The 14,506-nt window shown below is 66.9% G+C and carries 11 protein-coding genes and 3 tRNA genes; 6 read left to right on the top strand and 8 right to left on the bottom strand.

Annotation, left to right across the window (positions count from 1 at the left end; translation table 11 throughout):
- The 4 genes from RUGAMON1_RS30990 to RUGAMON1_RS30975 all read right to left on the bottom strand — a co-directional run.
- Nucleotides 1–354 (bottom strand): GTP-binding protein (locus tag RUGAMON1_RS30990; protein ID WP_445233959.1); only part of this gene is annotated, 354 nt, incomplete at its 3' end.
- Between the two features lie 108 nt (nt 355–462).
- Nucleotides 463–537 (bottom strand) — tRNA-Thr (locus RUGAMON1_RS30985).
- A 30-nt stretch (nt 538–567) separates the two neighbouring features.
- Nucleotides 568–641: transfer RNA gene (locus tag RUGAMON1_RS30980), tRNA-Gly, on the bottom strand.
- A gap of 69 nt (nt 642–710) precedes the next feature.
- A tRNA-Tyr gene (locus tag RUGAMON1_RS30975) sits at nt 711–794 on the bottom strand.
- A gap of 206 nt (nt 795–1,000) precedes the next feature.
- On the opposite strand from RUGAMON1_RS30975, the gene RUGAMON1_RS30970 reads away from it, so the two are divergent.
- Nucleotides 1,001–4,273: an EAL domain-containing protein gene (locus tag RUGAMON1_RS30970; protein ID WP_445234117.1), complete on the top strand. Its 3,273-nt coding sequence runs from the start codon at nt 1,001–1,003 to the stop codon at nt 4,271–4,273.
- On the opposite strand, the gene RUGAMON1_RS30965 is transcribed toward RUGAMON1_RS30970, so the two are convergent.
- Both RUGAMON1_RS30965 and RUGAMON1_RS30960 read right to left on the bottom strand, forming a co-directional pair.
- Nucleotides 4,260–5,789 (bottom strand): HDOD domain-containing protein, encoded by a 1,530-nt coding sequence (locus RUGAMON1_RS30965; RefSeq protein ID WP_445234116.1) that lies wholly within the window; start codon nt 5,787–5,789, stop codon nt 4,260–4,262. The genes RUGAMON1_RS30970 and RUGAMON1_RS30965 overlap by 14 nt on opposite strands.
- 53 nt (nt 5,790–5,842) lie before the next feature.
- A complete protein-coding gene (locus tag RUGAMON1_RS30960) occupies nt 5,843–7,426 on the bottom strand; it encodes a DUF3369 domain-containing protein (protein WP_445234115.1) in 1,584 nt (527 codons plus the stop codon).
- 239 nt (nt 7,427–7,665) lie between these two features.
- Between RUGAMON1_RS30960 and RUGAMON1_RS30955 the strand changes: the two genes are divergently transcribed.
- A complete protein-coding gene (locus RUGAMON1_RS30955; RefSeq protein ID WP_445234114.1) occupies nt 7,666–8,145 on the top strand; it encodes a chemotaxis protein CheW in 480 nt (159 codons plus the stop codon).
- A 22-nt stretch (nt 8,146–8,167) separates the two neighbouring features.
- A complete protein-coding gene (locus RUGAMON1_RS30950) occupies nt 8,168–9,910 on the top strand; it encodes a methyl-accepting chemotaxis protein (protein WP_445234113.1) in 1,743 nt (580 codons plus the stop codon).
- 6 nt (nt 9,911–9,916) lie between these two features.
- Here the strand turns inward: RUGAMON1_RS30950 and RUGAMON1_RS30945 are convergent, their stop codons facing one another.
- Nucleotides 9,917–10,936: a J domain-containing protein gene (locus tag RUGAMON1_RS30945; protein ID WP_445234112.1), complete on the bottom strand. Its 1,020-nt coding sequence runs from the start codon at nt 10,934–10,936 to the stop codon at nt 9,917–9,919.
- A gap of 123 nt (nt 10,937–11,059) precedes the next feature.
- A complete protein-coding gene (locus tag RUGAMON1_RS30940) occupies nt 11,060–12,211 on the bottom strand; it encodes a class I SAM-dependent methyltransferase (RefSeq protein ID WP_445234111.1) in 1,152 nt (383 codons plus the stop codon).
- A gap of 112 nt (nt 12,212–12,323) precedes the next feature.
- On the opposite strand from RUGAMON1_RS30940, the gene RUGAMON1_RS30935 reads away from it, so the two are divergent.
- Genes RUGAMON1_RS30935 through ttcA form a run of 3 tightly spaced genes read left to right on the top strand, consistent with a single transcriptional unit; the run spans nt 12,324 to nt 14,496 of the window.
- Nucleotides 12,324–13,130, top strand: a complete 807-nt coding sequence (locus tag RUGAMON1_RS30935) for an SDR family oxidoreductase (protein WP_445234110.1) — start codon at nt 12,324–12,326, stop codon at nt 13,128–13,130.
- 44 nt (nt 13,131–13,174) lie between these two features.
- Complete coding sequence (locus RUGAMON1_RS30930) at nt 13,175–13,573, top strand: dihydroneopterin aldolase (protein WP_445234109.1); 399 nt, start codon at nt 13,175–13,177, stop codon at nt 13,571–13,573.
- Entirely contained in the window at nt 13,570–14,496 is a 927-nt protein-coding gene (gene ttcA, locus RUGAMON1_RS30925) for a tRNA 2-thiocytidine(32) synthetase TtcA (RefSeq protein ID WP_445234108.1), read from the top strand. Before RUGAMON1_RS30930 ends, ttcA begins: the two co-directional genes overlap by 4 nt.
- Nucleotides 14,497–14,506: the final 10 nt, after the last annotated feature.

Here is a 14,506-nt window from a genome sequence, read left to right as displayed (position 1 = left end):
CTCGCGGGTCTGTGGCATTGGGCCGTCGGCTGCGGAGCAAACCAGGATCGCGCCGTCCATCTGCGCAGCACCGGTAATCATGTTTTTGATGTAGTCGGCGTGGCCTGGGCAATCAACGTGAGCATAGTGGCGGGTAGCGGTTTCGTACTCGACGTGCGCGGTGTTGATGGTAATGCCGCGTGCTTTTTCTTCTGGAGCAGCATCGATCTGGTCGTATGCTTTAGCTTCGCCGCCGAATTTCTTCGACAGAACAGTAGCGATCGCAGCGGTCAGGGTGGTCTTGCCGTGGTCGACGTGGCCGATGGTACCGACGTTAACGTGCGGCTTGGTCCGCTCGAATTTCTCTTTTGCCATTTTAGACTCCTAACGATTTGGTGTGATTGCCTGGGCTCGTGCCCGACTGTCTTTGATAGTGCTGCGTATGTATTTATATGCTGCGGTGCTGCGGGATACTGCGAATTCTGGTGCCCTTTACGTGGATTGAACACGTGGCCTCTCCCTTACCAAGGGAGTGCTCTACCACTGAGCTAAAAGGGCTTATGGGGTACTACTGCATTGCAACAATACTGGAGCGGGTGAAGGGAATCGAACCCTCGTCGTAAGCTTGGAAGGCTTCTGCTCTACCATTGAGCTACACCCGCGAGGATTGTTCAATTCTTACTTCATCTACTTGCGCATCTACTTGCATAACCAGTCTTTTTGCAAAAACTTGGTGGAGGGGGCTGGATTCGAACCAGCGTACTCGAAAGAACAGATTTACAGTCTGTCGCCTTTAACCACTCGGCCACCCCTCCGCGAGGAACCGCAGAGTATGAAGCAACTTCTTTGACCTGTCAACCCCGCACCGCGTTTTTTACTTACTCATTCGCGCCGTGAAGATGAACCGTCTGCTTCGGGGCGAGATTTTAACTGCACCAACTGCAAATGTGCAAGTGTTGTTTTTACGTTCAACGAATTCCTATACAATCGGCCCACGATACTGAGACCTGGAGCCCCGCAGTTGAACAACCGTAGCGGTAGTTTGCGCAGCCTGGTGCTGGCCAATCTGGGCCTGATGGCCTGTTACTTCGTCGCCGGCCGTCTCGGCCTGCTGCTGGCGCTGCCGCCCGGCTACGCCTCGCCGATCTTCCTGCCGGCCGGCCTGGCGCTGGCCTGCTGCGTGCTCGGCGGCGCCCGCCTGCTGCCGGCCGTGGCGCTGGGCTCGCTGACGGTCAACCTGATCTATCCCTTCCTCAGCCCCGGCGGCATCGGCGCCACCGCGCTGGCCGGCGCCTGCTTCCCGGCGCTGGGCGCCTCGCTGCAAGCCTGGGCCGGCAGCACCCTGTTCCGCCGCTATATCGACCCCGCCATCGGCTCCGGCCGCGACGTGGTGCGCTTCATCCTGCTGGCGGCCGGCGTCACCGTCATCAGCAGCACCGTCTCGCTGACCGGCATGGCCCTGCTCGGCATCCTGCGCTGGGACACCCTCATCCTCGACTGGCTGGCCTGGTGGATGGGCGACACCATCGGCATCCTGCTGGCGGCGCCGCTGACCTGGATCGTCATCGGCCGCCCGCGCGCGCTGTGGTCGCGCCGGCGCCTGCTGGTCGGCCTGCCGCTGCTGCTGTCGGCGGCGGCCTTCATCGCCATCTACCTGCAGGCGGACCGCTGGGAGAACAACCAGCAGCTGCAGGCGTTCCGCCTCAAGGCGCAGCAGACCGGCGACCTGCTGCAGGCGCAGTTCAGCGAACACGAGCGCTTCATCTACGCCATGGCCAAGGCCCTCAACGACCCGCGCCGCACGCTCAGCGCCGAGGACTTCGGCAACCTGGCGCACGGCTACCTGGACCAGCGCCCCGAGCTGCTGTCGATGGCCTGGCTGACGCCGGTGGCCGGCGACGAGCGCGCCGCCTTCGAAACCTGGGGCCGCGCCCAGATCGCGCCGGGCTTCGAAATCCGCCAGCGCGACGCCGCCGGCGCCCTGGTCGCCGCCGCGCCGCGCCAGCGCTACTTCGTCGCCACCTACATCGAGCCGGCCGAAAGCCGCGTCTACCAGGGCCTGGACTTCCTGGCCGATGCGCAGCGCCGCACCGCGCTCGAGCGCGCCATCCAGTCCGGCCAGCCGACCGCCACCGCGCCGCTGCAACTGATACGCGAGCAGGCCAGCTCCGGCTTGCTATTGCTGCAAACTGTCTACCCCAACAACAACCGCCACCAGGCCATCGGCTCGCTGCTGATCTCGATGCAGTTCGACGCCTACCTGGACCAGGCGCTCAAGCGTTCCGAGTTCGGCCACTTCCTGATCCGCTTCGAGGACATGGACGACGACGGCCCGCGCCACCTGGTGCGCGACAGCCTGCAACGGGCGCCGGAGCCGGGCGACTTCCAGCGCCAGCTGCACTTCGGCGGCCGCATCTACGAGCTGACGCTGGCGCCGACCCCGGCCTACCTGCAGCAGCAGCGCGGCTGGCAAAGCTGGACCGTGCTGACCTGCGGCCTGCTGCTGACCGGCCTGTTGGGCACGCTGATGATGCTGATCAGCGGCGAACGCGCGCGCATCCAGGCCCAGGTCAAGGACAGCACCGCGCGCCTGCGCGAACGCGAAGCGCGTCTGCAGGCCATCCTCAACAAGGCGGCCGACGCCATCCTCACCATCGACGGCGACGGCCTGCTGATGTCGGCCAACGCCGCCGCCGGCCGCCTGTTCGGCTACGCGCCGGAAAACATGACCAAGCTGCCGCTGGACCGCCTGATCCCGGTCGGCGTCGGCGACGCCGCCGGACTGGACGCGGCCGGCCTGCTGCGCATGATCGCCTGCGGCGTCACCCACGAATACGAGCTGACCGGCTGGCGCAGCGACGGCAACGAATTCCCGCTGGCGATGTCGGTCAGCGAAGTGGAGCTGCCCGACGAGCACCTGTTCGTCGCCATCCTGCACGACCTGACCGCGCAGCAGCTGGCGCAGGAACGCATCCACCGCCTGGCCCACCACGACACCCTGACCGGCCTCGACAATCGCCTGTCGCTGAACCTGCGGCTGGACCAGCTGCTGGCCCAGACCCGCCGCGGCGGCGGCACGGCGGCGGTGCTGTTCATCGACCTCGACCACTTCAAGAAGATCAACGACACCCACGGCCACCAGACCGGCGACCTGCTGCTGGTCGCCGTGGCCCAGCGCCTGCAGGAGCTGCTGCGCGAGGTCGACACCATCGCCCGCCTCGGCGGCGACGAATTCATCGTCGTCACCTCCGGCAGCGTGACGCCGGACGAGGCGTCCAACATCGCGGTGCGCATCGTCGAATCGCTGGGCGCGCCCTACCACCTGCAGGGCAAGACGGTGCACAGCGGCGCCAGCGTCGGCGTCGCCATGTTCCCGTCCGACGGCGAGGACGGCAGCACCCTGCTGCGCCACGCCGACACCGCCATGTACGCGGCCAAGAGCCAGGGCCGCGGCAACTTCCAGTTCTTCTCGGCCGAGATGAACAGCGCCACCCACGAGCGCCTGATGCTGGAGAACCGCCTGTGGCAGGCGCTCGAGCAAAACGAATTCGAGCTGTACCTGCAACCGCAGGTCGAGCTGGCGTCCGGCCGCATCATCGGCGCCGAGGCGCTGCTGCGCTGGCACCATCCGGAGCTGGGCATGGTGGGGCCGGACCGCTTCATCCCGATCGCCGAGGAGTCGGGCCTGATCCTGCCCCTGGGCGACTGGGTGCTGCAACGGGCCAGCCACCTGCTGGCCTCATGGCGCGCGCCGGGGCTGGCGCACCTGCGGCTGGCGGTCAACCTGTCGGCGCGCCAGTGCCACGGCGCCGGCCTGCTGCCGCACCTGGACCGGCTGGTCGACGCCCACGGCATCGACCCGGCCTTGCTGGAGCTGGAGATCACCGAATCGGCGGCGATGCAGGATCCGGAGCGCAGCCGCGCGCTGCTGATCGAGTTGCGCTCGCGCGGCTTCAAGGTGGCGATCGACGATTTCGGCACCGGCTATTCCTCGCTGAGCTACCTGAAGCTGTTCGAGATCGACCGCATCAAGATCGACCGCGGCTTCGTCAAGGATATCGAGAGCGATCCGAACGACGCCGTGATCGTCGCCGCCACCATCGCGCTGGCCCACTCGCTGGGGCTGGGCGTGGTGGCCGAGGGCGTCGAGACGCAGGCCCAGCGCGACTTCCTCAGCGCCAAGCAGTGCGACGAGGCGCAGGGCTATCTGTTCGCGCGGCCGATGCCGGTGGCGCAGTTCGAGGCCATGGTGCGCAGTGTCAGCATGGCGCCGGCCGACGTCATGCCGGCGTGAGCGCCACCAGCACCTGCCCCTTGAGGGCGCGGATCAGCGAGGTCTCGTCGGGCGGCACGCCCTCCGGCGCCGGCAGCGCGCGATCCGCGTAGAACAGGCCCAGCTGGATTGAATTGACCACCAGCGGCAGCACGATGAAGCTGCGGGCGTCGGGCAGCAGGCGGCGGTGCCAGTCCGGCAGCAGCGCGCGGATCTTCGGCGCGCTGGCGTCGGCGATCATCAGGTCGGCGTTGTTCTGCATCGCCAGGTGGAACAGGTCGTCGCCGGCGGCGCTGGGGAAGACGAAGCCGGCCTGGCGCTCCGCGTACAGCTCGCCGAACGCCACCCGCGCCCGGTACTGGCCGGTGCGCACATCCTTCAGGCACACCGTGGCGAAGCGGAAGCCCATGCCGCGGTACAGCGTCTCCAGCACCGCCTGGATGATGTCGTTGACCTTGCCGTGGCCGCCGGCGCGCATCTGCGTCACCTCCTGCACCCCGGCCAGCAACTGCTCGCGGGCGTTGTACGGCTTGCCGCTCAGATGGTTGCCCTGCGGCGCCTCGTCCGCGCCCATGGTCGCCTGCGCCAGCACGCTGGGCAGGCCGGGCGCGCCGTCGTCGGGATCGGCCTGCGCGCCCATTTGCAGGCTCTCCAGCAGGCTGTCCATGTCGCGCGACACGGTGGCGAACAGCTGCGTCAAGCGCTCGCGGTCCAGATTGAGCGCGGCGCCGTAGCGCTGCTCCAGCGCCCTGCCCTCGGCGCTGTCGGCGCCCAGGCGGCGCGCCAGCAGCCGCGCCGTCTCCATGCTGAACGCCACCACCTGCCGCATCCACTCCTGGCGGCTGGCGGCCGGCTTGCAGGCGCCCGGCGGCAGCGGCGCCAGCGAGCGCACGATCACGTCCGGGATCTTCCATTCGTTGAGGATGGCGGCCGACAGGCTGTCGTAGCTGCAGCCCAGCACCTGCAGCGCGGCCTGCGCCTCGGTCAGCTTGCCGGCCGACGTCAGCAGGCCGATCTCGCGGAACAGCCCGTGCTCGTGCGAGGCCACCACCAGCGCGCCGATGTTCTTGAACAGCGCGCCGATGGCCGCCTCCTCGGCGCCCTGGTAGATGCTCAGGCGCGCCATCTCGCGCCCCACCAGGCTGGCGCACAGCGCCGCCTCCAGCTCGATGCGCACGCTGTGCGCGTGGCGGCTGTTGGCCAGCGTGTCGACCAGCAGCATGGCCATCGCCGTGGTCTTGACGTTGTCGAAGCCGAGCAGGGATATCGCCCGCGAGATGGTGGTGACGGCGGTGCCGCCGGCGGCGCGGTAGGTCGGCGTGTTGGCCAGCCGCAGCACCTTCTGCGTCAGCGCCACGTCCGACAGCACGTAGTAGGCCAGGTTTTGCGTGCCCTGGTCGTCGGAATCGGCCATCTGCACCACCCGCGCCACCGACGCGCCCAGCGCGAACATGCCCTCGTCGCCGCTGAGCTTTTTCAGCAGCGCGCCGCGCACGGGGCGCAGTTCGCTGTCGGACGGGAGCGGGGTCGATGGCATGGCATGTCCTGGCGTGGTGCTGGGCGGCTGGGTGCGCCCGCGGCGGGCGCAGCCTAGTCCGGCGTGTGGCCGATGGTCGGATCGCGCTCGATCAGGTCCAGCAGCGCGGCCACGACCTCGGGGTCGAACTGCTTGCCGGCGCGGTCGGTGATATAGGTCATCACCTCGGTGTGCGGCCACGGGTCCTTGTACGGACGCTCGTGCAGCAGCGAGTCGAACACGTCGACCACGGCGACGATGCGGGCCGACACCGGAATGTCGCGGCCCACCAGCTGGTTCGGATAGCCGTTGCCGTCGTAGTGCTCGTGGTGGCCGCCGGCGATCTCGGCGCCGTAGGTCAGGTAGCTGACGCCGTCGACCATGTTGGCGGCGCGTTCCAGGATGGTGCGGCCGACCGCGGCGTGGGTCTGCATCTCGGCCCGCTCCTCCGGCGTGTGGATGCCCGGCTTGAGCAGGATGTGGTCCGGCGTGGCGACCTTGCCGACATCGTGCAGGATGCTGGCCAGGCCTATCATGTCGAGCAGCTGCGGCGTCAGTTCGTCGGCGTAGACGCCGCGCCCGGCCAGCCGCTGGGCCAGCGACGACGACAGCATCTGCACCCGCCGCACGTGGCCGCCGGTGCCGCTGTCGCGGAACTCGGCCAGGTCGGCCAGCGCCACCACGGTGGCCTCCTGCGCCTTGCGCAGCTGGCCGAACATATACAGGTTGTCGAACGCGGCGGCGATGCGCTGGCAGAACACTTCCAGCAGGTCGCGCTGGATCTGCGCCAGCGGCCATGGCGGCGTGACCGAGATCGCCACCTCGCGGTTTTCCTGCGTGTGGATGAACAACACATTGGCCGGGTGGTCGAACTGGCTTTTCTTTTCGGCGAAGGCCTTGGCGATGGTCGGCCACAGCGGATGGGCGGTCGGCATCAGCTCCGATTCGCTCAGCGCGGCATAGCTGCCGGTGGCCGCCACCACGCTGGTGACGCCGGTGTCGCCCTGCATCAGGCACAGCACGCCGTCGGCGCCGACGTCGAGGATGGCGCTGACCTGGTTCAGCACGCCGGAGGCGAATTCGCGCAGCGAGTGGATCTGGTACAGATTGGTGGCGCCGGCCAGGATCTTGCCCAGGCCGATGCGGCTGCGCTCGAGCATGTTCAGGCTTTCATACGCGCGCAGCGCCGAGATCACGGTGGTGAACAGCTTCTGCGTGGTCAGCTCGGTCTTGGCCTTGTAGTCGTTGATGTCGTATTCGATGATCACGCGCTGCTCGGGCGCCTGGCCCGGCTGGCCGGTGCGCAGCACCACCCGCACGATGGCGTTGTGCAGCTCCTCGCGGATGCGGCGCGCCAGCAGCAGGCCGGCGTCGTCGGTTTCCATCACCACATCCAGCAGCACCAGCGCGATGTCCGGCGTGTCGCGCAAAAAGTCGTAGGCTTCGCGGCCGCTGTAGGCCGAGAACAGTTCCAGCTCGCGGCCCTTGAAGGAGACGTTGCGCAGCGCCAGCCGCGTGACCGCGTGGACGTCGACGTCGTCGTCGACGATCAGCACCCGCCACAAGCGCTGGTCCGGCGACCCCGTGCCGTCAACCGGTGCTGGTTCCTCGTCCTCCTGGATCAGCCAGTTGTCGTCTGCGGCGGTGGAATCTGTCATCACATCTCCTGGGGCTGGGCCCGTGGCTGTCTTGGTCCTAGCATAATCAGATTCCCCCCCTGTGACAACCCCCTTCGAAATTGATAGCAACAGGCGTGCGTTTTTCGCCCATGCGCGGCCGTTCCGCGCTCGTCAGCGCGGCCCGACTCTGATACGCTAGCGCCGTCATTGTAAGGATTGCGGCGCGCTCGCCGACCAAGGCGTATCGCGGTCAGATCAATATTTCAAGGACCATAATCATGCAAGAAAACGCATCGGACATCGCCGGCAGGGAGTTCCTCGCCTTCACCCTGGGCGCCGAGGAATACGGCATCGACATCCTCAAGGTGCAGGAGATCCGCGGCTACGAGGTGGTCACCCGCATCGCCAACGCGCCGGAGTTCATCAAGGGGGTGATCAACCTGCGCGGCATCATCATCCCGGTGGTGGACATGCGCATCAAGTTCAAGCTGGGCGAGCCGGTGTACGACCAGTTCACCGTGGTCATCATCCTCAACATCGGCGGGCGCGTGGTCGGCATGGTGGTCGATTCGGTCTCGGACGTCACCACCCTCACGCCCGACCAGCTCAAGCCGGCGCCGGAGATGGGCACCGCCTTCAATTCCGACTACATCATCGGCCTGGGCACCATCGAAGAGCGCATGCTGATCCTGGTCGATATCGACAAGCTGATGTCGAGCGCCGAGATGGGCCTGACCGACGTCGCCGCCGCCAACTGACCCTTTCAAAACGGAACCTCCAATGAACCTGACCGACTATAAAATCAAGACCCGCCTCGGCGCCGGTTTTGGCCTGCTGCTGCTGCTGATGCTGATCATGATCGTGACCGCCATCGGCCGCTTCGGCGCGGTCGGCCAGAGCGCCAAGGGCATCGTCGAGCGCGACTGGCCGAGCGCCTCGGCCGCCGCCACCATCGACGCCGCCGCGCGCGAGGATGCGCGCCGCGTGCTGGCCCTGTTCGTCATCAGCGACAAGGCGCAGCGCGCCAAGAGCTACGAGCGGATCGACCAGGACAAGAAAGTCATCGACGCCGCGCTGGCCACGCTGGGCCAGCTGACCGAGACGCCCGACGAGAAGGCGCTGCTGGCCCGGATCCAGGCGGCGCGCGCCAGCTACAACACCTCCTTCCTGAAGGTGGCCGACCTGGTCGAGGCGGACGAGCGCGACAAGGCGGCCGAACTGATGAACCGCGAAACCTTCCCCTTGCTCGACACGCTGGAAGAGCTGACCGGCTCCATGGTCAAGCAGCAGAAGAGCGACATCGAGGACGGCGGCAAGGTCGCCACCGGCCACATCGACTTCTCGCGCACCATGATGATCGTGCTGGGGGTGGTGGCGCTGATCGTCTCGGGCGCGCTGGCGGTGTGGATCACGGCCTCGATCACCGGCCCGCTGGAAGAAGCGGTGGCGATCGCCAAGTCGGTGGCCGCCGGCGACCTGAGCACCAGCATCGACGTGCGCGCCAGCGACGAAACCGGCGAGCTGCTGGCCGCGCTGCAGCACATGAACACCAGCCTGGCGCGCACCGTGCACGAAGTACGGCGCAGCACCGCCACCATCAACCAGGCCTCGGGCGAAATCGCCACCGGCAATATGGACCTGTCGGGGCGCACCGAATCGCAGGCCAGCTCGCTGGAGGAGACCGCCAGCACCATGGAGGAGCTGACCTCCACCGTCAAGCAGAACGCCGACAACGCCCGCCAGGCCAACCAGCTGGTGATCTCGGCGTCGTCGGTGGCCACGCGCGGCGGCCAGTTGGTGGCCCAGGTGGTCGACACCATGGGCTCGATCAAGGCCAGCTCCAGCAAGATCGTCGACATCATCGGCGTCATTGATGGGATCGCGTTCCAGACCAACATCCTGGCGCTGAACGCGGCGGTGGAAGCGGCGCGCGCCGGCGAACAGGGACGCGGCTTCGCCGTGGTCGCCAGCGAGGTGCGCAGCCTGGCGCAGCGCTCGGCCACGGCGGCCAAGGAAATCAAGGTGCTGATCGACGACTCGGTGGAAAAGGTCGACGGCGGCAGCGCCGTGGTCGACGAGGCCGGCCAGACCATGGGCCTGATCGTCACCTCGGTGCAGCAGGTGGCCGACATCATGGCCGAGATCACCTCGGCCAGCCAGGAACAGAGCATGGGCATCGAGCAGGTCAACGAAGCCATTTCGCAGATGGACGAGATGACGCAGCAGAACGCCGCGCTGGTCGAACAGGCCGCCGCCGCCGCACAAAGCATGCAGGACGAGGCGGCCACGCTGTCGGCCTCGGTCAGCGTGTTCAAGCTCGATGACAGTTACGCTGCGGCGGCGCCGGCCGTGGCGGCCCGACGAGCCGTCGCCAGGGCGCCGGCTGCCGCGCCGCGCCTGACGCCCACCCAGGCCGCAGCCAAGCCGGCCGCCAAGCCCGCAGCGACGCCGGCCGCAAAGCCTGCCGCAAAAGCGGCGGCCAAGCCCAAGGCCGAGATGAATTCGGAGTGGGAAGAGTTTTAGCGCGGATTAATTGCTGACCGGCGGCGCGGCCGGCGCCGTGCTGGCCGCCGCCGTGCGGCTGGCCGCCGCGCAGCCGCTCTGGTTGGCGCCCACATCCAGGTTCTGGTAGCGGATCTCGTACTTGCCGTTGGAGAGCTTGTCGACCACCAGCTTGTCGTGCGCCTGCACGTAGGCGTAGCGCACGTTCGAGCGGCGCTCGGTATCGTAGATCTTGATGAACACCGCCGAGGCGTTGCCCGCATTGTCGAGCATCAGCTGCATGTCGTCGCCGCGGTTACCGACCGGGAAGCCGGTCATGTAGCCGGACTGCGTCGGCCAGGGCTCACCGTTGGGCGCCACCAGGGTCTGGGTCTCGCTGTCGCAATCGGCGGCCGCATTCGGCAGCACCACCTGCGACAGCGCCTGCACCTTGATCAGCGTCGGCCGGCTGCTGTTCGCCTCCGGATAATAAGGCTGGGTACCGGCCCAGGCCTCGCGCATCTCGGCCTTGGGATCGCGCGCGACCACGCGGGCCTGCGCGCGCGCGCCGCCGTTGTCGGTCTTGCCGCCCCAGGCCGCCGCCAGCGCGGACGACAGCAGCTGCGGTTCGGACACCATGGTCACGCCGCCCACCCAGCCCAGCACCAGGCTGGCCGCCAGCCCGCCCCACCATTTCCAGGCGGCGGGACGGCGAGGCCGCGGCGCGTCGTCGACCGCCTCGGGGCTCCAGGCCCGCTCCGGCCCGTCGTGGCGATGCTTGTCGCCGCGAGCGTGGCCATGGCCGTCCTCGTGGCGGGTGCTCTCGAGCCACTCGATTTCCCACTCCTCGGCCGCGATCCATTCGTCGTGCTCCTTGCGGCGCTGGGGGTCGGACAAGGTGTCGTAGGCGCTGTTGAGGATGGCCATGATGCGCGCAGCCTTCTCCTCCCCCGGATTTTTGTCCGGGTGGTATTTTTGACTGAGCGCCTTGTAGGCGGCACGTATGACTTCCTGAGGCGCCATGCGCGACACTTTCAGGTTGTCATAGTGAGTGTGTATCTTTGCCATCGTTCCAATAATTGTCCGGCGAGCGCGCGTCATTCATCATAGCCGATCTGGCGCGCGGCGACTCAGCGGCTCGGCGATCAGGCAAGGTTTAGCCTTGCTGTTTTAATCACTGTAACATTTAATCTACAGGCGGTGGCTGCGGTCCTGGGCGGCAATGGCGTCCGGCAAGATGACGTTCTTGCCGATCACCAGCACTTTGAACAATTCCCCCATCTCCGCCGGCGACAACAGCTTTTGCAAGGCCTTGGCCTGCGGCAAATAGCGCAGCGCGTCGGACGGATCGGTGCGCAGCAGCAAGTCGCCGGCGCCGGCGCCGATCAGGAAGCCGGCCTGGTTCAGGTAGGCCAGCACCTCGGCGCCGGCCTCCTGCGCCGCCAGCGCCATCGCCGTGAAGTCGACGTGGGCCGTGATGTCCTGCAGGCCCGGATAGTAGAACGGGTCCGGGTGCGAGTGATGGCGGTAGTGGCACATCAGCGTGCCGGTGGCGCGCTGGCCCAGGTAATACTCGTGCGCCGGGAAGCCGTAGTCGAACAGGAAGGCGGCGTTGGCGCGGCCGTTGCGCAGCATGCGCGCCAGCGTCGCCATGAAGCCGCAGGCCACGCCGTGCACCTCGGTCACGTAGCCGACCGGCAGGCTGTCGTGCTGCTGGATCTGCAGCTCGATCTGCGCCTGCAGTTCGGCGCCGGCCGGGGTTTCGAGATAATCGAAGCGGCCGTCGCGCACCGTCACCTGCAACTCCTGCCAGCCTTGCGGGTGCTTGGTGACCAGGTGGACCGGCATCGCGTCGAGCACCTCGTTGCCGACCACCACGCCGTCGAAGGCGTCGGGGAATTCATCGAGCCACCGCACGTTGGGGAAGTCGCGCAGCTTTTCCTGCTGGCGCGCGCGCAGTTCGCCGGACAGCTCGACGATGAAATAACGCTCGATCGCCACCCCGGCCACGGCCATCTCGGTCAGGATGTCGAACGCCAGCTTGCCGGTGCCGGCGCCGAATTCGAGGATCTGCGGCGCGCTTTGGGCGATAATAGCGGCGGCGGCCTGCGCCACCGCCGCGCCGAACAGCGGCGTGAGTTCGGGCGCGGTTGTAAAATCGCCATCTTTGCCCAGTTTGGCGGAGCCGCCGCTGTAGTAGCCCAGATCGGGGGCGTACAGCGCCAGTTCCATATAGCGGGCGAAGGAGATGGCGCCGTCGTTGCGCGCGATTTCGGCGGCGATCAGGTGCGACAGGGCGTGGGACGCGGCCAGCGCGTCACTGGAAGGTACAGGTAGGGACATAACCGGCATTGTAGCGAATCGGCGCGCCGGGCCGCCAGAAACGAATACACCGTCATTCCCGCGCAGGCGGGAATCCATACTCAGCATGGGTTCCCGCCTGCGCGGGAACGACATGCAAACTAAATTGACCATGACGACAAAGCACCATCCATCCACCGCTCCAGTGGCGCTCGTAACCGGCGCGGGCCGCCGCATCGGCCGCGCCATCGCGCTCGGCCTGGCGCGCGCCGGCTGGGACGTGGCGGTGCACTACCGCGCGTCCGCGGCCGAGGCGCGCGAGGTGGTGGCCGCCATCGAGGCGCTGGGCCGGCGCGCCGTCGCCCTGCCCTGCGACCTGGCCGACGAAGCGGCCGTGCGCGCGCTGCTGCCGCAGGCGGCGGCCGCGCTGGGCGCGCTGCGCTGCGTGGTCAACAACGCCTCGCTGTTCGAGTACGACAACGCCGCCGACTTCACCGCCGGCCGGCTGGACGCCCACATGCGCGCCAACGTCGCCGCGCCGGTGATCCTGGCGCAGGCGCTGCACGCGGCCCTGGAAGCGGCTGGTGCCGATGCGCCAGGGGTCGTCATCAACCTGCTCGACCAAAAACTGTACAATCTCAATCCTGATTTTTTGTCGTACACCCTGTCCAAGGCGGCGCTGCATGCCGCCACCACCATGCTGGCGCAGCAACTGGCGCCGGCGGTGCGGGTGGTCGGCATCGCGCCCGGCATCACCATGGTGTCCGGCGACCAGACCGAGGCCGGCTTCGCCCACGCGCACCGGCAAACCCCGCTGGGCCGCTCCAGCACCCCGGAAGATATCGCCGACAGCGTGGTCTACGCTGCCACGGCGCGCGCGCTGACCGGCACCACCCTGCTGGTCGACGGCGGCCAGCACCTGATGCCGCTGCCGCGCGACGTGATGTTTTTGGCGAAATAAGCTGGCCAAATGAATACTGAATACAATCGAGAAAAGGTAATCCTATGCTGTCCGCCCTGATCCACCCGCAACTGAACGACTGCCGCCGCCTGTTCCTGCGCAATTACGAAGTGCTGATCAACATCGGCGTCTATGAGTTCGAGAAAAAGGGCGAGCAGCGCTTGCTGATCAACGTCGACCTGTACATCCCGCTGGCCGTCTCGACCCCGGTCAAGGACCAGCTGGAAGAAGTGGTGGACTACGACTTCATGCGCGACTCCATCGCCAAGCTGATGGCGCGCGGCCACGTCCACCTGCAAGAGAGCCTGTGCGACGACATCGTCGCCGCCATGCTGGAACACCCGCGCGTGCGCGCGGCCCGCGTATCGACCATGAAGCCGGACGTCTATCCGGACTGCGAAGGCGTGGGCGTGGAAGTATTCAAGATCAAGGAAACCGTATGAACGCAGTACTCGACAACGTAGCGGACGCGCCGAGCGGCAAGTCCGCCGAAAAGATCGCGCTGGAAAACAACAAGCTGCACAAGCGCCTGTGCCGCCTGGTCGGCCAGGCCATCGGCGACTTCAACATGATCGAAGAAGGCGACAAGGTCATGGTCTGCCTGTCCGGCGGCAAGGACAGCTACGCGCTGCTGGACATCCTGATGACGCTGCGCGAACGCGCGCCGATCAACTTCGAGATCATCGCCGTCAACCTGGACCAGAAGCAGCCCAACTTCCCCGACCACATCCTGCCGGCCTACCTGAAGCAGCTGGGCATCCCGTTCCACATCGAGAACCAGGACACCTACAGCATCGTCAAGCGCCTGATCCCGGAAGGCAAGACCACCTGCTCGCTGTGCTCGCGCCTGCGCCGCGGCATCCTGTACCGCGTGGCCGATGAACTGGGCTGCAACAAGATCGCGCTGGGCCACCACCGCGACGACATCCTCGAGACCTTCTTCCTGAATATGTTCTTCGGCGGGAAACTCAAAGGCATGCCGGCCAAGCTGGTGTCGGACGACGGCAAGCACATGGTGATCCGCCCGATGGCGTATGTGAAGGAAGAAGACAGCGAGCGCTATGCCGCGGTCAAAGGCTTCCCCATCATCCCGTGCGACCTGTGCGGCTCGCAGGAAAACCTGCAGCGCAAGCAGATCAAGGGCCTGATGCGCGAATGGGAAAAGAAATTCCCCGGCCGCGTGGAGAGCATCTTCTCGTCGCTGTCGACGGTGGTGCCGTCGCACCTGATGGACCGCGACCTGTTCGGCTTCAAGGACATCAAGGCCGACGGCCAGGCCAATCCGCTGGGCGACATCGCCTTCGACGAAGAGCCATGCTCGACGCCGGCCACCGTACCCGGCATCATCCCGCTGCAACAGGGCTGACCGCCACCGC

Origin of the sequence: Duganella rhizosphaerae (assembly GCF_040364205.1) — a bacterium.
Classification (GTDB): Bacteria; Pseudomonadota; Gammaproteobacteria; order Burkholderiales; family Burkholderiaceae_D; genus Rugamonas; species Rugamonas rhizosphaerae.
The sequence above is the reverse complement of the archived record's forward strand: the minus strand, read 5'-3'. Positions and strand labels throughout refer to the sequence as shown.